This is a genomic window from Pseudomonas fluorescens (assembly GCF_018614655.1).
Taxonomy (GTDB): Bacteria; Pseudomonadota; Gammaproteobacteria; order Pseudomonadales; family Pseudomonadaceae; genus Aquipseudomonas; species Aquipseudomonas fluorescens_BX.
Genome location: NZ_JAGGOG010000028.1, coordinates 31,416 through 51,042, shown reverse-complemented (window position 1 = coordinate 51,042; position 19,627 = coordinate 31,416). Strand labels below are relative to the sequence as shown.

Genomic DNA, 19,627 nt, shown 5'->3' with positions numbered 1-19,627 from the left:
TCACAGTACCTCAGCGCAGAACACGGCGAGGGTGACAATCCGCGTGCGTTCGATATGCCCGCGTTGCAAGAGGCCTGCGCGGCGATCACCGGTTACCAGGTAATCTGCATTGCCCGCCAAAGCCATGGCCAGCAGAAAAGAGTCATCCGGATCATCGGCCTCAATCTCGATGGTCAAGCGCTCCAGCACCATCGACCGTTGCAGGTTATTGATCATGGCACCCACTTTGGCAGGCTGCAGGATGGCCTGAAGCTTGGGTAACGACTGGCGCGACGAATCTCATCGAGCTGTGCCCGTGAGGTCACTACCTCGAAGCGAGCCGAACGCCAGGCCCGATAGATTGCATCGGGAGCCCCGTGTGGTGAGATCAGCGCACTGAACAGGATGTTGGTGCCCAATACGACCCGCATCAGCGCTTACGTACCCAGTCGAGCGCTTCATCAACCGCTTCGGTCAGTTCTACCTCACTGAGATGGGCGTTGGAAGCCTTGGCCTGTTCGGCGCTCAGTTCCAGAATGTGTGCCCGCACCGCTTCTTCGATGAAGCGCGACAGGTCGCCCTTACGGCCACCGCCTTGGCTGGCCAGAAACATGCGCAGCGATTGGTCAGTGTCGGTCGAAACGGCGACGTTCCAGCGAGTGGTATTCATGACTTTTCCAAAACAGGTGTTTGTGTGTTTATACGCTCAATGCTTACTGCGTCGCAACAGTTCGAAAAACCCTCGTTTTTCGAACTTTAACGAAAGACCTGCCACGCTCTGAGTTAGCTCAATTTTTCTGTTGAGTAAGCGGTACTTTTGATGAAAATTGGCCATGCGCGGGTGAGCACTCGGGATCAGAACGCTGACCTCCAGATCGATGGCTCTGAAAAAGGCAGGGTGCGAGCGGATCTATCAAGACGTTGCCAGTGGCTCAAAAAGCGCAAGTCCGGAATTGGATAAATTATTAGCTCATGTGCGGGCCGGTGATGCCGTGGTGATTTGGAAGCTGGATCGTCTGGGACGTTCGCTCAAGCACCTAGTGGAATTGGTCGGTGAATTGGCCGCTCGCAACGTTGGACTGCAAAGTCTGAATGACCCCATCGACACCACTCACGCACAAGGCCGCTTTGTGTTCAACCTGTTCGCCTCGCTGGCAGAGTTCGAGCGCGAATTGATCCGTGAGCGCACACAAGCAGGCTTGTCCGCTGCACGGTCACGTGGTCGAGTCGGTGGCCGTCCGAAGGGGCTGCCCGCTCAAGCGCAAGCGACGGCTATGGCCGCAGAAACGCTGTATCGAGAGGGTCGACTAAGCGTGAGCGCCAGTGGCAAGAGACTGCACATTTCCAAAAAGCACGCTTTACCGCTACACCACCGGCATCGCAGCATAACGATAGGCGCATCCGCAAAAAACTCGCAGCGCCTCGGCATCACAGTCCCACCGGCAGTGGACGAGGCAGAGAGGATTGCGACGGTCATATTGCGCCTGGTCGTCGAGAACAACAGCACGTTCGTGCGTGGCAAAAAGCGGGCAAAGGAGAATATCGAGCGTTACTGCCTGGGACCCTATGGCATGAAGCCGCTGGAGTCGGGTAACTACGCGCTGAGCATTCCATGTCGCAACGATGAGGCGCTGGATAAGACGGTACATGATCTGCTGACCGAGATCAGTCAAGAGGCCGAGATGCGCAATTGTTTTATCGAGGCGGATGCCTGGGAAGGGCTCTGAGCGGAGGTGCTAGGGCATACGTTGGTTTTTGGTTCCACTGCTCCCCAAACCCCTAAAAGGCTTCGTCGGCAGGCCGATGAACAATACGTGCACCTGAACTTAACAGCAGATTTTCCGCAGCGCTGTTGGCTGGGAAGGGATCGCTCGAATCCGTTTCGAGCAGGGTTTCATTGAGCGTTTCGAGCCCCTCCGGTTGCTCGATATTGAACAGGAAATGCGTCCTGAGAATGCCCAACTGAGCGACCTTGGGCTGACCGGATTCATCGAGCACAGGTTGGCCGGAATCGGTCTGTTCCTGACGCTCTATCGGCTTGTAGCGCACCGCCAAGGTACTGTGCTCGCCCTGACGGACGTGTCCGCCGGCTTTTTTGGCCTGGTTGAAGGTCAGGCAACGATCTTGGGGTGAACCCCCGCAGCCGGGCCGCGGCCCAGAGCAACGGTAAATTGATCCCGAATAGGGACGACGCGTGACGGCGTTGATGGGGTAGTGTTGATGACCGATGTTTACTGCGCCACTTGAGGACCAGGGTTTGATCCAGGGGACAACACCTTGGTCTAAAGCAGCAACGATCTTGTCAGTCACGTCTTGGTAGATATCGCGCATGGCACGTTCCTCAAAAGAAACGGAGGAACGCCTTGCCCGTCGGGGAGGGTGCCCCGGTGGGGTGATAGGTTGGATTAATGCAGGTCTTGCCTGTTGTCCGATGTGGATTTGAGAGCCGAGTACGGTTATGTGCTTTTACCGTTGGCCTCTCCTGCAAGCGCTACCAGCAAGGCGTCGGGCTCGTTCGGTTCTTGGAGTAGGCTGAGGCTCAGTTGCAGTAACGGGTCATGCTGTGGATGCCCCGTTGGTGCGGCGAGGACTACCTCGAACAGCACATAAGGTTCGTCTGGTTGGGCCAGGCGGGCTTCGAACGCTGCACGTAATACGTAGCTCAGACGATCGAGTTGTAGCTTCTCAGGATGATCTGAGCGCTTGAGCGGTACCGCGTTTTGCCAGGCGTCAGGGGTCAATACAATGGCCAACTGAAGGGTGTTCAGGGCTTTGGGTGTGAGTGACTCGGACATGGTGTACCTTCGTTGAAAGCGCGAAGAAACCTGTCCCGTGCGGGCAAGAGTTTCCCCGCAGTGGGTGGAAGAACAACAAGAGGGTTTGCCTGGCGAGCAGCGCTCGAAAGGCGCTCCGAGGGAGAAGTGGGCGTTCATCACCGCCGAAGCGGTCATCGTGCGAGCTATTTGACTCAATTGCCACGGCCACGCATCAAGCATGTAAATCTGTTGAATGGTATGGTTCCAGACGTCATTCCTTTAGAATGGGACTGGCAGAAGTCCTGTTACATACAGGTTTACGGAGCTAAGATTCTGATTGAGTGCAGATCCTGCACGCTAACAACGTGGAGCGCGGTATGAAAGTCAAACGAGTGTTGAGTGACGATCTGGTGAGCCGGCTGGAGGACAGGATCCCGGTCATGGCTGAAGGTGCCATCAATACCGCCTATATCAACGCGCTGGCTGCCGGCCGCAGTGTGATGGAAGTCGTGAATGGCATGTTGGTTGAAACGACTGCCGACGGTGAGCGCAAGGTCATTCGGGTGGCCAAGCCCAAGCACAAAGTGACGCAGGGTGGTGTGATCAAGGTGCGCTGCTGCTCATGACGGTCCCTCGTCTGAGGGTCTTTGCTGGACCCAACGGCTCCGGCAAGAGCACGATGAAAAGTGCCATTCCTTCCCACTTGATCGGCATCTACATTAACCCGGATGAAATCGAGAAGGCTGCCAAAGAGAGCGGTCGTCTGGAGTTCAGTGATTTTCAACTGGAAGCTGAGAGTGATGAAATCCTCGGTTTCCTTCGGGAGCACCGTCTGGTCAGGTCCGCCCAGCTCGATGAGGAGGTGGCCAAAATAGGCTTTAGCAGCAATGGCTTGAATTTCCAGACAGTCGCGATGAACTCCTATTTTGCCTCTGTGCTTTCTGACTTCATCCGGAACAGACTCCTCGAAGACCAGCTCTCTTTTACCTTTGAAACGGTGATGTCCAGTGACGACAAAATCGCTTTTATGCTCAAAGCGAGAGAGTCTGGATACCGAACCTATCTTTACTTTGTGGCAACTGAAGACCCTGACATCAATATCAACAGGGTCAGGAACCGTGTCGCGGCAGGTGGGCACCCAGTTCCTATAGAGAAAATAGTCCAGCGCTATGGCCGGTGCCTGAACCTTCTGCCTGCGGCAATTGCAGCCTCGAACCGGGCCTACATCTTCGATAACTCCGGTGCCGACCTGGTGCTACTTGCCGAAGTGACGGATGGGACGGACCTTGAATTCAAGGTTGAAGAGGTTCCTGACTGGTTCATGGGAGCCTACGTTGAAAAGGTGTTCAGTGGCTAGCGCCCAGCGTTGTCCAAGGCTGGGCAGCACTTTTCCTTAGATAGGTTCTATTCCACACGCGCTATCGACTCCGTTCGGCAATGCGGAAGGCCGCTTCCAACTCCGAGCAGCCGTGCGCTTGCATCAATGTCCAGCGCTCGGCTTTTTCTTCGGGCTCGGTCATGGCCAGGGCGAGGTAGAGACCGGGCGGTACGGCCCGAAACAGCGTTTCGAGCGTCTTCGACAGCACGGCGCCCTCGGTGTATTTCCCCGGTTCCTTGCTGGCGGAGAGCCGCAGAGCTTTCTGTACCGACGTGAGTTTCTTAAAACGCGCGATGTCTTCAATCTGCGCCGGCGGCAGGTTCAGACAGATCCATCATTCGATCATGTTGAGCATGGTCTGCGCAGCCGTGGGAAAGTCGGCAAGATTCTGCGTCGCCAACCAGAACCAGGCGCCGAGCTTGCGCCACAGCTTCGTGCCCTTGACCACGAAGGGCGGCAGCAACGGGTTTTGGGTGATGATATGGCCCTCGTCGGTGACCATGATGATTGGCCTTCCCAGGTACTGGTCGCGTTCGGCAAGGTTGTTCACGGTGTTCATCAGGCTGATGTAGCGGATAGACATCTGTGCCTCGTAGCCTTCGCGAGCGTAAGTGGCGAGATCGACAAGGGTCACATCGCTCTCGGGTCAAGGCGTGCCTTCGCGATCGAACAGTTCCCCTCGAAATCCTGGCAAAACAGGTCGATGGATTCCCCCCTTTCCTGGGCACGCTCGTGGCGTTTTTTCGGCAAGTGCGGGTCGGCGGCGATGCGCAGCAAGGCGTTGCGCACGTCGCGGGTCAGTACCTGCCCTGTGCCGGTGCTGCGGCCCCACACTGGAACCAGATTCGCCAGGTGCTGGGCAAACATCAGGCGGGTGTACCCGTTGCGCGTGTCGCGGACCGGGTCGTAAGCCATCGGTAACCAACGCAGGCAAACAATCGCCACCGGACGCGGGAGCTGGTGGGGATCGAGTTGCTGGCGTTGCAGTAATGGTTCGAGGAAGGGCGGCAATCGCTATCGGCGGTATCAGTGCAGTGAACCACCGTACCGCGGTCCCACGCCCCTTTGCCGCGTTATGGGGTCGATGGTGGAGATTGCTCCGGCTCAGCTGGCAGCAATTGTAAGTAGGGGTTGTTGAGGGCGATGTCACCCATCAGGTCCTTGGGGTCGATGAGCAGGTAGCCGTGCAAGCGTCTAGACCTGCGCGGGCCGGTCACCTGACAGGTCCAGATGTTTAGTCCATTGGTCTGTTTGCGGTGCGCACGTTGACGTTCGAATTGGCGCTGCAGCCATTCCCAATCCTGCTGGTGCTCCTGTTTGGCCCTACACGCGATATGCGGATGTTCGCGACAGTAGCGCTGGAAGATACTCGGGCTGACCAGGTACAACGTATCGGCCACTGTGTGAACCAGCGCCTTGGCATCGTTGATGATGAGCCGATGGGATCGGATCCCTTGTTCCAGCCACTGCAGAAAGGCCTCGCCGGGGGGCATCTCTGTGATCGGATCGGCCGGTGGTGGCGCTTCGGTTGGAAGCGCCGGTACACAATCCATCAACGCTTCGTCGGGATCGAGATCCACGAAGGGTGGTTCTGTTTGCTTAGCCGCTGCCGGAGCGGCGGAGGATGGAGCTTCCCCAGGCAACTGATCCACGATCACCGTACCGTTAAAGGCGGCAGGGCGTTCGTCATGGCTCCAGATCAGCGCAGGCGAGAGCTTCAGGAAGGTCAGGCTTTGTGACCAGCCGCTGTCACTGTTGACGGTGGCGGTCCAAATGGCCTTGCCGCTGGGACTCTCCAGGGCAATCCCATGGTCCTGCAGCACATTGAACACCGCAGTGTTGCGTTCCGGGATGCCTTCGATACCAAGACGTAACAGGTGCGCGCGTAATTTATCGGACACCGTCTTGCTGACCAACCAAAGCGCATCGTCGGTGAGCCAGGCATCAGAGGCCTGGAGTTGATTGAGTTTGAGCTCTTGCTTGAGCAAGTACCGCAGCCCCTCGATCAGCTTGCGCTGAAGTGCCTGCTTGGGCGCGGCAATGGCTTTACTGGGGTTACCGCCCAGTGCTTGCGCTACCGAGGCCTGGTCCGCGCGGACCACCAGCTCGCCGAGAACGCCGGCGTGCTCATGTTGGCCGGACAGGACAAACAACAACGATGCCCAGAGGTGCGGATAGGCACTGAGCCAGTCAAGGCAGGCTGGCGTGAGTACGCGGTTGTACAGAAGCCCCGTAGCCGCGTTGTGCAGGCGGTACTGGCGATCCGTCCGGTAGCGCAGTCGGTAGGGCTGGGCCAGCGGGCCATGCCACGGGTGCCAGGTGGTGCCATCGGCGAGCTCGATGTGCAGGTCCACGGCGATCTTGCCCAGGTCGTGCAGCAAGGCCGCATAGGCGACTGCGGCAGTCCAGACTTCAGCTTCAGCGGCTTGGGTTTCCGGTGGCGCGCCGATGGGCAGCAAGTGGGACTGACGCAGCTTGAGGGCGAAGTCGACCGTTTCCAGGGCATGGTCCAGCATGCCGCCGGGATGAGCATGGTGATGGCTTTCAGAGGCGGGGAGCAGTTGCACCAGCTCGGCGTAGCGCTGCAGCGGGATCCGGTACAAACTGTCGAACTGAGTTCGGGAGAGCGAGGTGCGTTGCCAGATGGTCTCCAGCAGCTTGCGCCGGTGCGGCGTGTTCAGCAGCGCGCAAGCAGCTTGTGGGGCCGTGAAGCCCCTCGCGAGTGGGATATCGACCGCCACGGGAGTAGGCGCTTTTCGCCTGAGCCAAGAGAGCATGATCGACCTCGCAGGTGGGTGGGTTGCGGGCCCTTTCGCCTTTTTGGGTAGGGCCTTTCCCCGTCGGTCCCTTGCCCGTGCAGCCTTTCCATTGGCCTTTTGAGGGCGGCGATGTGGAGTGGTGTTTAACGCCGGCGTTAGGGGCCGATAATCCTTTTCAGCGATAGGAGACAGCAGATGAACGCACGTACACGCAACAGTATTCCTGAGCGGCTCGGGCGATGGGCTGGACAAGTTGTATGTAAATGCCGTCGAGGAGAGAGTTGGTTGTTGCAGCAATTCCGCCATCGAGGGATTCCAAGAGCGGTCAGTGTGCCATTGCTTTGGATTTCCAAGTTGTTGGTAATTGGCGGGCTTCTTTACTTCACGTTTTGGGTAGCACTGCTCCTGGTGTTCGGAGGCGCAGTCGCAAAACTTGCTTGGGCTTCAACGAGAGATGAAGAGGATTGGGCTATCGGTGAACAGGCGGATCATAAAGAGAGTGTTTTCTACGATCCTATTAATTACACAGATACACCGGACCCGAGGTTTGACGACGAGTTTGATAGGTAGTGATCATTTCATTCGTTTGACTACGTCGACTCCTTTCGAGCCGGCTTGAGACGCTGCTTTTGAACCATCTGACAATCCCTGTACTGCACCACCCATGCGAACACCTACCCAGGTCAGTGCGGAGACCCAGAATCCTGGCAGGATGATAAACATCGTGGCCATCACGAAGTTCAGCAGCATGTCGCCGAACGAATTGTTCAACCCCATGAGCAGGTTGAAATTGCTGTGCGGTGAATCCCAGCCGTACAGCGCGTCGAGAATGGTGCTGTCGATCCAGCGTGCGAGCTGGAACCAGAAATCGACGAAGAACAGCGCAAACTGCACGCACGTTACCGTCATTAACGATTGCAAATCGTAGGTTCCGAACAGCATCACCAGCGGGATGCAGATCACCAGGGCCATCTTCAGAAACGACAGCACCATGGGCAGGGCCTGGCGCACCGTGTCCATCGCTGGGAAAAACGCCAGTGAGCCGACGGTCAGACCCAGATCAGCGGTCGCCCGCGTGGCGACATTGGGCGCGGTCATCGTCACTTGGCCACCGTAATCGGTGTACACGGCGCCTTGATTCAGCGCTTGCTGACGCGGCGAGGCGAGGGTGCGAATCATCGCGTCATTGGCTTGCGCTTGGCTGAGAAATCCAGCCCATTTGCCCAGGTTTGCCAGCAGTCCCGGATCCACCTGCTCGATCAAGCGCCCCCGCAAGCCTCGGCCGGCATCGTTCCACCATTGGCTGCAGGTCGGGTAACCGCCTGCCCCGTCGATCTGTGCCAACCCGGCATCTCGTTTGGGCTCATAGTCCCAGGCCTTCATCGGGCGCTTGGCGTGGTAGTAGTCGTAGTAGCCGGGTGCAGTGAGGAAGAACTTCGAGCCGATCCAGTTGACGTCATCCAGGTCAGCCTCGTTGAGGTTTGGTCGCTGCATGAACAGCCTGGCCCGTGCGGGCCCGTAACAGGCATGGCTAAAATCGGCGACTTCCTGAGCCAACAGGGGGTCTCGAATACGCGTGGCATCGATGTCCATGCGCATCTGCCGCAGATCGGTGCCGCAGGGGATGGCGGCTACGGCGGCACCGGTGACTGCTTTGGAGGCAGCATGCACCAGAAACCACCAGATCGGCACTTGGGCGCTCTGGTTATTGAGGGTGGTGAAACTCTTGGACCAACGGGTCTGTTGTGGGGTGGCCACATGCACCTGGCACTGGGTGGAACGTGAGGTGTCGTAGGCCAGGTTGCTGAGGTCGATGGGAATGGCCGGGATGCAGGCGAAGTACACCACCGCCATGGCGACGTACACACGGCCCTCAATGCGCAACGTGGAGAGCAGGCCTTTGTTGCCTTCGTCGGCACCCTCGCTACGAGCCTTGAGCCATTCCTGGACGACCATCACCACAAAGGGCAGGGCGACGATGCCGCTGGCCACCAGGACGTCCCAGATGCCATTGCCGATGATCCAGCCCACCAAGGTCAGGTAGTACTCCAGGTAATCGTTGGTGTAGAGCGTCACGACAGACCTCCGAGGGCCTGCAGTTCGAGCAGCAACAACAGGCCGATCACCGTGTATTCCAGGCGCAGCAAGCGTTGGTGAAGAGGTGGCAGTAGGGGATGGCTACGCCGCAGGTGGATCCAGTACGCCAGTGCTACCGCGTACAGCACACACCGCCAAATGCGAAACGCGCCGCTGTGATCGGCCAACCACTGGCGCCATTCGATCACTCCACCGCTCAGGGCGATGCCGAGCAGACTGACGCCTGTGCCGAGGACTAGAACCAGCACGGCTGTGCCAAACACGATGACCGCTTGTCTCACCTGCCGTTGCACGGTCATGGCTGAGTATCCGTCGGTGGCACTTTTTCGATCTCATCGACGCGGTTGCGCGTCGGGTCGCCTTCGTACACGCCACGTGAGCCGCTGCTGCGGGTACTGTGTCGCTGAATCAAGGTCATGGCCGAGTTACCCGCCAAGGTCTGACGCAGCTCCAGCTCGGTCTTGAGGCTGTTGATTTCCTGAGCCAGGGTGTCGCTGTCACTGCTGATGGCCTGCTGAGCCAGTTCATTGATGGCAACGTTGGGCTCCTTGCGCCCGGCGAGCAGGGTGCGTTGTAGCAACAGGGCTTTTTCCAGCACGCTGGCCAGGGCCACTTCGGAGGCTAGCCGTTGGGTCAGCAAGCGGCTGTCGGTTTCGTCGCGCAAGGCCTCGATCACCCCGCGCGTGATTGGCAGCGACTGGCTGCCGGCTTCGGCCAGTTGGTCAGCGGTGGGTTCTGTCCGGCCATTGACCAATGCCTGCAAGGCTTGCAGTTTCTTTTCGTACGCTTCCTGGATCTGCGGCGTCAGGCCGACACCGGGCGTGGTCTGGGTCTTGGTGCAGTTATCGCAGGTGCGCTGTTCGCGCTCACCCAAGACGCGGGTGGCGAAGTCGGCCGCCGTCTGCGGAGAATCCCAAGTTTGGCAGCTTAGACGGTTGCCACAGCGTTCCTGGTCCACCCTGGAGCGATCACCGACCTGGCGGCCGTTGAGCAGGTTGTAGCCAGCCTTACTGACATCGCTGATCAGCTTGATAGGGGCCTGGCCCCGCCCACCCGCCTGCTGACCACCGACCCAGGGCACGCCCTGGTTGCCGCGCTCCCGTTCCGATTGCTCAATGGCGGCTACCGCGTCGGTGTTCTGAGGCGAGGTCGATTGCCCCAGGGCTTGTCCTTGCGCCAGTTGATCCCAGCCCAGCTGCGCACCGGCCATGTCGGCCATGCGGTTGGCCATGGCCTGGCAATTGGCCTTGGATCGGTCGAAGTCCAGCCGCGCCTGGAGGATGCCGTTGCTGAGCAAGTTGTACAGCGCCGGGTCCGCCCGCTGGATGATCATCGCGGGCAGTGAGGCCACTGCACGGCTGGCGTTTTGAATGACCGAACTCATGATCGTCTGAAAACCGTTGGTCACGCCGTTGAGCTGGTTCTGCAAGGTGGTGCTGAGGTCCATGTTTCCGCAGATCAGGTTGCTGTTCCAACCCACGCCGACCCCGAGACTGCGCATGTCCGGTGCGCCACTCATGGACACCGCGCTGCCACCCCCGATGCTGTACAGCACATCGTCACCCAGCACGCTTCCGTTGATTTCGTAACCACGCTTGTTGTCAGTTGTCTCAGCGGAATGCACAGTGCTGGCCGCCACCAGAAGTCCGGCCAGGAGTGTGCACGAAAGGCTGTTCATGGCCGGCCTCCCGCGAAATCGACGCTGCCGAGGAAAATCTGCCCGCGCCGTTCGCAACAGCTGTAGGGGCGCCACAGCGCCCAGGCGTAATCGCCTTGCCGGGCCTGAACATCGGCGTTCGAGTGTGGGAAGGTGGCGCAGGTAGTGGACAGGGTAGGCGTCAGTTCCTGCCATTGGCCGGTTGAGGCCTCACTCTCCAGCAACGCGCCCGCAGGCCAATAGCCGTCTCGCTTGTCTGCCAGTAATGGCCGGTACACATGCACCTGGCCTTTTCGGGTCACGATGTCGCCGGCACGTTGGGCGATCACGGCAGCGGCTTTGTAGTCGTCGGTCTGCTGAACGAAACCGCTTCTGGGGTAGAGGTGGCCCCACAAATCTGAGTGCGCACGGCTGCCTATTTCTCGAAACCCTGGTGTTAATGCTTCGGGATAGACGGCTTCCGGTACTCCATAGCGCCAGGCCAGGGTGTCGAGGGTACTGAGCAGGTAGGGCATGAAGGCAGTGCCTGCGCCGGCGCAGGTGTAACCAAACTGCCCGGCGAACTGACTGAACGTCCAGCTCCCCGGATGGCCGATCACATCGGCGTTCTTGAAGCGTAGCGCCGGGCTCTCATGGCTGTTGCCTGAAGTGTGAGCGGCGCCGCTCTGTCCGGTTGGGTTGCTTGGACTCAACGCTCGAACATCGCGCCACGGGTTTTCACCGGTGGGGGTGTAGCTGGCGACGACGGCATCGGGCACGTAGTGACGGACTTTCGGCGAGGTGCGGACCTTGCAGCCAAACGGTGTACAGAACAGCCAGTAACAGACGCCGACAACGCGGTAGCTCAGGCAGTCTGGTGAGGCTGTCGAGATCGTGACATCAGCGGTGTTGAGTGCCATCGACGCAGCGGGAAGGCCCAGCACACCGGCCAGGATGCTGCGGTGAAGGGCAAAGCGAAGCGCGGCCATGATCGAATCCTGCAAGCGTGAAATGCAGGCGATTGAATCAAGGGCAGCAGCGCAGCACCTCAAACAATCAGGCCGAACCGGTGTCCGGATTCGGCCTGCGATCTTAGCTATTCACGTGCAGGGTTTGCGTGATGTAACAGAGACCAGCGATAGCGCCACGGGGCCATTAGTGGCTGCTTCTGGCACCGGTGTGGTCAACATCAAGCGCATGGCACCCTCGCGTTCACTGTTCACAAAGGGCGTATGTTCCAGCTGCTGCACGTTCAGCGAAGTGACCCTGGCCTGATCGCGGTGGCCATCCAGAACAGCCTCTCTCAGGGTGTCAGTATTTGGTGTTTGCAGTCGATCGATGACATTCAAAATGCCTCCGTTACGGAGTATCTCATCAGCCAGTTCGTAGAGGTTGTTTTGTACGAAGATGCGGTGCTCAAAAGCGGAGGGGATCAGGCGCGTGTCGATGAGAATGTTGTGCCCGCGTGAACTGTGCGTGCCTAACAGCCAGCACGCCATGGCATCGAAGCGCGGTTGCTGTTTCAGCCAGGCTTCAAGTTGTGGGTCACCCAGCGCATCTCCCTCGATCAGCAGGCAGTCTGCATTGGGCGTACTACCGACACCTTCGTATTGAATATGGTAGGTGTGGTCATCAATGAAATAAGGGGTGCCGCGCTCAATGACGGCGACTGAATACCCGTGTTCAGTCAGTAAGGTTTGTGTGGCAGAGATGCAATAGGGGTTTTCCTCAATGCAGACAACGGTATGGCCATTTTTCAGTAGGGCCAGCGTGGAGTGCCCAACACCGCAACCGATCTCAAGGATTCGGGGGTAGTCGAAAACCTGTGAAGTCATCCAGTCGTAGTGACCTTGATCATGATGATCTTTAGCGTTTACTTGCCAAGTAGCGGTGTATTCATGACGGGAGCGGTCAAGCTGAAGAATTGCAGGAGGCGTATTTTCCATGGTCATTTCCTTATTGGTGCATCGTTGGCTTTATGCCGTTACTCAACAGAATATGTAGGGTAGGAAACGCCTCGGTGCAAGTGGCCATGAGACCACATCCAGCGGTGAGCGATGGCACATAGGTTTTGCGTTGAGACTGGAAAGCCCCCGGCGTGTAGGGCGGAATGGATGGGATTGCATGTGACTGTTTAGTCACACTGAAATATTATTTTGCACTTTAGATGGGGCGGCTCGCGCGAGTGATTCGCGTGCTGAAAAGAAATTTGGTTTATTTTTGATAATGTTCTTGGTTTTTCTGCTTTGCTTCGGCGATGCAAGGAGCCATAAAGTGTGTAATGCATATGTCATATTGGCCTTGCATTAATGACTGCTCCGAATTGACCTCATTGGAGGGGGGGGGCGATCAGTGCGAAATTTTTGCTGTTTATACCGGTATTGCTATTTTGCTCGATCGCCATGGCGAATGACTCACCGACGAAAACTATTATGCTTGATGACGGAAAGGTCGTAGCCACGCTCGCGGTTCCTGCGTCAGTGCGAGTTGATGCTTCGGCGGTGAGGCAGGCAGCGGATGCTGGTGGGTTGAGTTTGAAAGGGGATGCAAAAGTATCGCTGAGTTTTGTGTCAGGCGAGGTAATGGAGATCAAGGCGGAAGACATGACTGTCGTGGCCCGAACCAAAGCTGAAAAATAACGTAGTGACCGCTACTGTATTGATAGTCGATGATGAGCGCAGTACGGAAACTGGCTCAGTTATATTTGAGTAACCATTGATCTGTCAGCAGGGCGCCTGCCGACTTCGATCTTGCAAGCAGTTGCATTCGGTTCATGGTTGGACAGATAAAAGGCGCCCGTTACGGGCGCCTTGTGCATCAGGATATATTCAGAAGCTTCCGCGCATCCTTGAGCAAGAGCAGTAGGTGTTGATCGCCGGGCGGCGAAACTTCAAAACCGAAACGCCGGTAGAAACGCCGGTAGAAACGCGCCGCCTCTGTCCGAGCCTCTTTCGAATTCCGCCGTGGTCTCGATGGCGCCTCCTCAAACGCCGAGATAAAGGCCAGACCACCTGGTTGGCCTGGCTGCGCCAGTCGCCGGTTAAACCGAACTCACGGCACATGCTTGAACATATCGAGCGCCTCAAAGCCTGGCAGGCTCTCGATCTACCTGCAGGCATCGAACGCCTGGTTCACCAGAATCGCCTGCTCAAGATTGCCCGTGAAGGTGGCCAAATGATGCCTGCTGACTTGGCTAAGTTCGAGCTGCAACGGCGCTACGCTACCCTCGTGGCGCTGGCCATCGAGGGCATGGCCACCGTCACTGACGAAATCATTGACCGGCACGATCGTATCCTGGGCAAGCTGTTTAACGCAGCCAAGAATAAACACCAGAAACAGTTCCAGGCATCCGGAAAAGCGATCAACGCCAAGGTGCGACTTTATGGACGCATCGGCCAAGCCCTGCTGGAAACCCATCAGCTGACGCGAGTGCTGTTTGAAGCGATCAATCAGCATCTGGCCAGTCGTGGTCTGCTGTCAAGGAAGGCACCATTGTCGATGCTACCCTGATCGCCGCGCCGCCTTCGGTCAAGAACCGAGAAGGTAAGCGCGATCCTGAGATGACTTACACCGGTGCCGTGTCCGGTCTGACCGTGGAGGGCCTGATCAACAACACCCAAGGCAGCGCTCAATTGAGGTGCATGCGGGCCTGATGCAGGGAAGTTGCGCCTAAAATCTTGGAAATTGTAGAAAAATCGCTAATTTAGCCAGTTCTCGACGTTATGGGTGCATGAGAAACGCTTTAACTGACACTCGTCTTTCGAGAGAAAAGCGCTGACCGTGTTTTTTCGGCCGCCCTTGAAGAATAGGAATTATTGACATTCCTATGCTTTGAACTATTTTGGTTAATAATCCAGTCAAATTTTGATGCTGTCGGGCCGAGAGTATGGTCGCGAAACACGATTTGATACCCATCAAATCATGCCCGCGCCGGTCGCAACCGTGACACAGCCAGTCAGCGCGGTGCTTGCTATCGTCGTTCTAAACGAGAAAGTCTTGACGGTTCAACGTTCTCATGCTCGCGACCCCGGGCGATGGTGTTTCCCTGGCGGGCGAGTCGAACGTCGCGAATCAATTCCGTCAGCGGTGGTTCGCGAATTGCTGGAGGAGACGCAAATTATTGCTTCACCATTTCGCCTGCCTCCAGCCTTCCATGCTTCGATGAGTCACCAGACAAAGGGGGCACGCGACATTTCCTCGTCGTTCCCGTGTTGTGCCGCTGGATCAGCGGAGAACCTGTCGCCGGCGACGATACCGCCGATGCCCGCTGGTTTCAGTGAGTTCATTGTGCAACGTATCGCTTATTCGATGCATCCCTATCCTAGAGCTCGTCGACATCGCCATGTCGAATTCTCGGTCGCGATAGCGACGATGGTTACCTATCGCCTCCCGCGCAGATCCAGACATAGAGCACGGGGTGACGTCAGAAATCTCTGAATTGGTAGCTTTATTTTGCTTTTCGCCATTAAGCGGATCTGCGACAACATTGGAGTCAGACCTTCCGGAAAGCGGGGCCTCAAATGATTAGTGATGCAATAATGACGCGGGCGATAGTTGTTTCCGCGTCGGTGTTGAGCTCCTCGATTGACCGAGCTGCTGCGGCACTTGTATCGAAGCAGAACGTCAACGGCAGTTTCGAGGGGGAGGTCGTCTGGTGCCCAGTTATCACTGCTCAGATCGTAATTGCAAAGATTGCGACCGGCGTGGGAGTGGGGACGGAGAGTCGGGCCGAGATCCTCACGTACTTCGCCGTCACACGCCTACCAGATGGCGGATGGGGATTGCATCCAGAAAGCAATTCCTACCGATTCGTGACCGTCTTAGTTTATGTGGCGGCCCGTCTGCTTGGCGTTACAGACGATGATCCGTTGCTGATTCCCGCTCGGAAGTTCATGGCGACGAAAATGGATGAGGCGTGGGGGCTTCCAAGCTGGGGGAAGTTCTGGTTATCACTTATCGGTGTATATGACCGACGTGATCTGCACCCGGTTCCGCCGGAGATCTTCTTGATTCCGAAAGCATGTCCATTCTCGCCACATCACTTCTATTGCCATACACGAAATATATATTTGGTGATGGCTTATCTTTGGGGGAGACGAGCTGAGTTCGACATCGGGCCGATCGCCAAAGAGCTTCGTCATGCCATCTTCGGAACCGATCAGCGCGGATCGAGCGGTGCGCAACGCCACGCCCTTGCTGCAACAGATGCATATGTGCGGCCTGGATACATTCTCCGTGCTCTGTACGAAACTACCCGAGTAGCAGAGCGTTGGCGCCATCTCGTTCCGGGCGCCGGGTGCCTTCGTGCCCGAGCTCTTGAACTATGCCGCGCCGGCATTCTCTTCGAGCAGCGCGCGACGAACTTTCAGGGATTGTCCCCAGTCAACGCGGTGTTGAACACACTCGCATTGTGGTTCGATGCTCCAGGCAGCGATGTCGCGAAACGCAGCATGGCCGGACTGGAGACATGGGCCTGGCGGGATGAGTCGCGGGGGCTTCGTTATGCCGGCGCTCGATCGGCCATGTGGGATACGGCATTCGCACTTCAGGCACTTTGCGCTAAGCGTCTTGATTCTTCGAGGATCAGTTCGGCAATCTTATGTGCCGCCCAGCGTCTCCGGTCACGGCAAAACCTCTTCCCCCTAGAAAGCGCGGACCCGATGTATCGAGATCCGATCGATGGGGGATGGTGCTTCGGCGAAAATGACCATCGCTGGCCGGTTAGTGATTGCACCGCTGAAGCACTTTTCGCCCTTTGCACCGTGAGGCATCACTTTTCCCTTGCTGACACGAGCGACACAGACCGACTGGAAGCCGCCGTACGCTTCATTCTCGAGCGCCAGAACTCCGATGGCGGCTTCGCTACATATGAGCGGAACCGAGGTGGTTCCTTTCTGGAGCGCCTGAACCCGTCCGAAATGTTCGGCCAATGTATGACTGAACGCTCCTATGTCGAGTGCACTGGCTCGTGCCTGAGCGCACTAGCGGAAGCCGCTACGCTGATTCACGACACCACGCTCTGCGACCGAATGGCGTCGGCATTACAGCGGGGGCGCCATTTTCTACTTGCGCAGCAATTGGACGACGGATCTTGGCCAGGATTCTGGGGGATAAATCGCGTGTACGGCACTCTCTTTGCGCTATGGGGGTTGCGTGCTGCTGGCTGCAATGGCTCGCACGCGGCACTTTGCCGGGCCGCCACTTGGTTGCGGTCGACCCAGCGAAGCAATGGTGCCTGGGGAGAACATTTCTCGGGTTGCCTCTCGCGCACTTATGTCCCAAGCCGACACGGTCGTATTCCCAGCACGGCATGGGCAATGCTGGCGCTGCTCGTCGCGACGGACGGAGCTGAAAGCTGTCTGCATCGCGCTGCTGTTTGGCTGATCGGCCGGCAGCAACCGGACGGGGGTTGGCCGCATGACGGGGTGAACGGTGCGTTCTTTGGTACAGCCATGCTCGACTACAGGCTATACAACAGCGTTTTCCCGCTTTGGGCTCTAGCCGAATTCGAGCGGCGGCAGGAAAAGTCTCGTGACTGACTTCGACGTCATCATCGCCGGAGCGAGCGTTGCTGGAGTCGTGGCCGCGGCGGCTATCCGCGATTTCGGCTGGAGGATCCTGATCGTGGAGCCAGGCCAACACATGGAGCGACGGCTGGCTGGCGAACGGCTCCATCCATCTTGCGTGGCGGGTTTGGTGCAGTTGGGGCTCGCTCAAGAAAATTTATTCGCTGACTCGGCCGTCATTGAAGGCTTCACCATCGTTCGACGGTGTTTGACCGGATTTTGTACGGCTGCCGTTCGAAAGCGCTGATGACGAAGTGGCCGGGAAAAAGGGGGGATATTTCAGACCATCCTTAATAGTTTTAATAAAATTTAATTTTTTATCAATTCTACTTATTAAATTGGAGTCCATCGATGCCAGAGCTTAGGAGAGACCCAGCAAGATTTCAAGAGTTGCTCGATTTCATGAAGAAAAACTTGGAATCAGGTAGCAAACAGGATGCGTTCGCGAGCTATCTTACTCAGAACGGAGTGGATTCTGATCAGAGACGTATAGAGTATCAGTCTCTAGTCAATCAATATTACGATCTCGCTACTGACTTCTACGAGTTCGGGTGGGGGCAGTCATTTCATTTTGCACCTAGACATTACGAAGAGACAGTACGAGAGTCGTTGGTCCGGCATCAGCACTGGCTTGCACAAAAATTGAAGCTTAGTCAACTCGATCAGGTTGTCGACGTCGGGTGCGGAATCGGCGGACCGATGAGAGGCATTGCTCGCTTTGCGGGATGCCGAATAATCGGCGTCAATATCAACGCATACCAGGTGCGACGTGCTCGTCTCCTAAACGAGCGCTCCGGACTATCTGATCGTTGCAAGGTCATAGAGGCAGATTTCATGAAATTACCTTTCCCCGACGCGAGTCTGGAAGCCGCATACGCCATTGAGGCGACTGTTCACGCCCCGAGTCTCACCGGTGTGTACAGCGAGGTTAAGCGGGTTCTGAGACCGGGACGACTCTGGGGTACCTATGAATGGTGTATGACTGCGAAATTCATCCCTGGCAATACAGAACACGAGGCGATTAAGCGGCAAATAGAGATGTGTTGCGGTATCCCTTACATCAGTACTTCGGACGAAATTCTGCGATCGATTGAGGATACTAACCTGGACCTTCTTCATGTCGAGGATCGGGCTCAGCAGGATGACGTTCCATGGTGGGAACCTCTCGCACCGAGCAAGTTATCATTATCTTCAATACGCAGCTCTCCAACTGGAAGTTTCCTCACAAACTTTGCGTTACGGACACTGGAGCCATTGCGACTCGTCCCGAAAGGAACAGCTTCTGTTGGGCAGCTGCTTGCTCTGGGTGCTCGTGCTCTCGTAGCAGGCGGTAAAAGCGGTATTTTCACTCCATCCCTCTTTGTACTAGCTCAGAAGCGGATTCAAAAAGAGTCGTAGCTACCATTAGTTTTTTCGTAAGCATTTAATTATAAAAATTGCTGTTCAAAATTCTCTGAAATACGTAATTATCGCACCATGTTCATTAAGGAGGCGCTGCATAAATAGCCAACCGTCCCCACCTTTGGCACCCTGAGCACTTCCAATCAGCCCCTCTTCGTGAGCTTCGTTACGCGCCATGCAGAAGACCTTCTCCGAACTCGAATACACCAGCAAACAAAAGCAAACTCGACGTGATCGCTTCCTGGCGGATATCGAGCAGTTGGTGCCCTGGGCGCTGTTGTAGGCGCAAGTGTCGCCGTTCTAGGGGAGCCTACAGAATTCGGAAAAATCGTACTACCAGGGCTTCCCCATTGAGCACAAGCCCAATAGCTTCTGTTTTATTCTCTGCTACGCGTGCCGAATCGACGTAAGAAAGGTGAAGGATTGCGGTACTACAAACGGTCATGTTGAGCTGATGGCTCGGCCCCTGATGACAGGCGCACGTGGAGGCCTTGTCCGCTAACCGGGACTGAAATCCCCTTACGATTTCCAGGTACCCCCCACGCAGGTCCAACCCGCTTCACATCAACGACGCAGTGCACATTGATCGGTTTATCCGCTCATGATTCCCTGCTTTGTAACCTCAAAGGACCCTCAATAAGGAGCTCAGGTTTTCACGCGCCAGTTGGCTCTGCCTGTTCAGCCTTGAACGTGTCGCCGTAATGAAGGACGGCCCAGGACATCCTCGCATTGTTGGCGGCAATCGCCACGGCGGCACGCCAGTCACCACGGTGCTCCATAAGGTTGCGGATCCAACGACTCAGAGGATCTCTGTTTATCGCCCAAATTAACCATGACAGACCGGACTCCAAGTACCAGTAGACTGCGTAAATAGGCATCCCCGGCTTTGGTGATACTCCCCAAACGCTGCTTCCACCGCTGCTGTATTGACCCGGCGTCAGTCCGAGCCATGCAGCCACCCGACGACCGTTCCTGAAATGTAACCGCTCCATAAACCCCACATTCAAAGTCACCACCTGATCCCTGATGCTGTGCTCCCGATTCCTTTCTGGAGC

At 56.9% G+C, this 19,627-nt stretch carries 18 protein-coding genes and 5 pseudogenes; 11 read left to right on the top strand and 12 right to left on the bottom strand.

What is annotated here, in order from left to right; translation table 11 throughout:
* Positions 1-410, bottom strand: a pseudogene (locus J7E41_RS25410) (putative toxin-antitoxin system toxin component, PIN family).
* A complete protein-coding gene (locus J7E41_RS25405) occupies positions 410-649 on the bottom strand; it encodes a ribbon-helix-helix domain-containing protein (RefSeq protein ID WP_214997031.1) in 240 nt (79 codons plus the stop codon). Before J7E41_RS25405 ends, J7E41_RS25410 begins: the two are co-directional and overlap by 1 nt.
* A gap of 208 nt (positions 650-857) precedes the next feature.
* Here J7E41_RS25405 and J7E41_RS25400 point away from each other — a divergent pair, with 208 nt between their 5' ends.
* Complete coding sequence (locus J7E41_RS25400; RefSeq protein WP_251029677.1) at positions 858-1,706, top strand: recombinase family protein; 849 nt, start codon at positions 858-860, stop codon at positions 1,704-1,706.
* 52 nt (positions 1,707-1,758) lie between these two features.
* Here the strand turns inward: J7E41_RS25400 and J7E41_RS25395 are convergent, their stop codons facing one another.
* Both J7E41_RS25395 and J7E41_RS25390 read right to left on the bottom strand, forming a co-directional pair.
* Positions 1,759-2,310 (bottom strand): ArdC-like ssDNA-binding domain-containing protein, encoded by a 552-nt coding sequence (locus tag J7E41_RS25395; protein ID WP_214997030.1) that lies wholly within the window; start codon positions 2,308-2,310, stop codon positions 1,759-1,761.
* Positions 2,311-2,435: 125 nt separating this feature from the next.
* A complete protein-coding gene (locus tag J7E41_RS25390) occupies positions 2,436-2,774 on the bottom strand; it encodes a hypothetical protein (RefSeq protein WP_214997029.1) in 339 nt (112 codons plus the stop codon).
* Between the two features lie 338 nt (positions 2,775-3,112).
* Between J7E41_RS25390 and J7E41_RS25385 the strand changes: the two genes are divergently transcribed.
* Positions 3,113-3,361 (top strand): hypothetical protein, encoded by a 249-nt coding sequence (locus J7E41_RS25385; protein ID WP_214997028.1) that lies wholly within the window; start codon positions 3,113-3,115, stop codon positions 3,359-3,361.
* The gene (locus tag J7E41_RS25380) at positions 3,358-4,092 is read left to right on the top strand and encodes a zeta toxin family protein (RefSeq protein WP_214997027.1); all 735 of its coding nucleotides are present in this window, start codon (positions 3,358-3,360) and stop codon (positions 4,090-4,092) included. Before J7E41_RS25385 ends, J7E41_RS25380 begins: the two co-directional genes overlap by 4 nt.
* A gap of 36 nt (positions 4,093-4,128) precedes the next feature.
* On the opposite strand, the pseudogene J7E41_RS25375 reads toward J7E41_RS25380, so the two are convergent.
* Positions 4,129-4,920, bottom strand: a pseudogene (locus J7E41_RS25375) (conjugative transfer ATPase); the annotation flags it as partial.
* Between the two features lie 266 nt (positions 4,921-5,186).
* Positions 5,187-6,890 carry a MobH family relaxase gene (mobH, locus tag J7E41_RS25370; protein ID WP_214997026.1) on the bottom strand — a complete coding sequence of 568 codons (1,704 nt, stop codon included), beginning with the start codon at positions 6,888-6,890 and terminating at the stop codon, positions 5,187-5,189.
* Between the two features lie 177 nt (positions 6,891-7,067).
* Here mobH and J7E41_RS25365 point away from each other — a divergent pair, with 177 nt between their 5' ends.
* Entirely contained in the window at positions 7,068-7,442 is a 375-nt protein-coding gene (locus J7E41_RS25365; protein WP_214997025.1) for a DUF3742 family protein, read from the top strand.
* Between the two features lie 3 nt (positions 7,443-7,445).
* On the opposite strand, the gene J7E41_RS25360 is transcribed toward J7E41_RS25365, so the two are convergent.
* From J7E41_RS25360 to J7E41_RS25340, 5 genes are all read right to left on the bottom strand, one after another.
* The gene (locus J7E41_RS25360) at positions 7,446-8,948 is read right to left on the bottom strand and encodes a conjugal transfer protein TraG N-terminal domain-containing protein (RefSeq protein ID WP_214997024.1); all 1,503 of its coding nucleotides are present in this window, start codon (positions 8,946-8,948) and stop codon (positions 7,446-7,448) included.
* Positions 8,945-9,268: a hypothetical protein gene (locus tag J7E41_RS25355; protein ID WP_214997023.1), complete on the bottom strand. Its 324-nt coding sequence runs from the start codon at positions 9,266-9,268 to the stop codon at positions 8,945-8,947. Before J7E41_RS25355 ends, J7E41_RS25360 begins: the two co-directional genes overlap by 4 nt.
* Positions 9,265-10,647: an integrating conjugative element protein gene (locus J7E41_RS25350; protein ID WP_214997022.1), complete on the bottom strand. Its 1,383-nt coding sequence runs from the start codon at positions 10,645-10,647 to the stop codon at positions 9,265-9,267. The genes J7E41_RS25355 and J7E41_RS25350 overlap by 4 nt, the downstream gene beginning before the upstream one ends.
* Complete coding sequence (locus tag J7E41_RS25345; RefSeq protein ID WP_214997021.1) at positions 10,644-11,594, bottom strand: TIGR03756 family integrating conjugative element protein; 951 nt, start codon at positions 11,592-11,594, stop codon at positions 10,644-10,646. The genes J7E41_RS25350 and J7E41_RS25345 overlap by 4 nt, the downstream gene beginning before the upstream one ends.
* A gap of 111 nt (positions 11,595-11,705) precedes the next feature.
* On the bottom strand, positions 11,706-12,551 hold the full coding sequence (locus J7E41_RS25340) for a class I SAM-dependent methyltransferase (protein ID WP_214997020.1): 846 nt from the start codon (positions 12,549-12,551) through the stop codon (positions 11,706-11,708).
* 486 nt (positions 12,552-13,037) lie between these two features.
* On the opposite strand from J7E41_RS25340, the gene J7E41_RS25335 reads away from it, so the two are divergent.
* From J7E41_RS25335 to J7E41_RS25305, 7 genes and pseudogenes are all read left to right on the top strand, one after another.
* Positions 13,038-13,244 (top strand): hypothetical protein, encoded by a 207-nt coding sequence (locus tag J7E41_RS25335; protein WP_214997019.1) that lies wholly within the window; start codon positions 13,038-13,040, stop codon positions 13,242-13,244.
* A 340-nt stretch (positions 13,245-13,584) separates the two neighbouring features.
* Positions 13,585-14,052: pseudogene (locus tag J7E41_RS25330) on the top strand (Tn3 family transposase); the annotation flags it as partial.
* Positions 14,053-14,472: 420 nt separating this feature from the next.
* Positions 14,473-15,042, top strand: coding sequence for an NUDIX domain-containing protein (locus J7E41_RS28450; RefSeq protein ID WP_353049427.1), 570 nt, complete (start codon positions 14,473-14,475; stop codon positions 15,040-15,042).
* An 83-nt stretch (positions 15,043-15,125) separates the two neighbouring features.
* Positions 15,126-17,144 (top strand): prenyltransferase/squalene oxidase repeat-containing protein, encoded by a 2,019-nt coding sequence (locus J7E41_RS25320; protein WP_214997017.1) that lies wholly within the window; start codon positions 15,126-15,128, stop codon positions 17,142-17,144.
* Complete coding sequence (locus J7E41_RS25315) at positions 17,137-17,418, top strand: hypothetical protein (RefSeq protein WP_214997016.1); 282 nt, start codon at positions 17,137-17,139, stop codon at positions 17,416-17,418. The genes J7E41_RS25320 and J7E41_RS25315 overlap by 8 nt, the downstream gene beginning before the upstream one ends.
* Before the next feature lie 155 nt (positions 17,419-17,573).
* Entirely contained in the window at positions 17,574-18,569 is a 996-nt protein-coding gene (locus J7E41_RS25310; protein WP_214997015.1) for a sterol methyltransferase family protein, read from the top strand.
* A 178-nt stretch (positions 18,570-18,747) separates the two neighbouring features.
* Positions 18,748-18,852: pseudogene (locus J7E41_RS25305) on the top strand (IS5/IS1182 family transposase); the annotation flags it as partial.
* A gap of 373 nt (positions 18,853-19,225) precedes the next feature.
* On the opposite strand, the pseudogene J7E41_RS25300 reads toward J7E41_RS25305, so the two are convergent.
* A pseudogene (locus J7E41_RS25300) lies at positions 19,226-19,549 on the bottom strand (transposase); the annotation flags it as partial.
* Positions 19,550-19,627 lie beyond the last annotated feature (78 nt).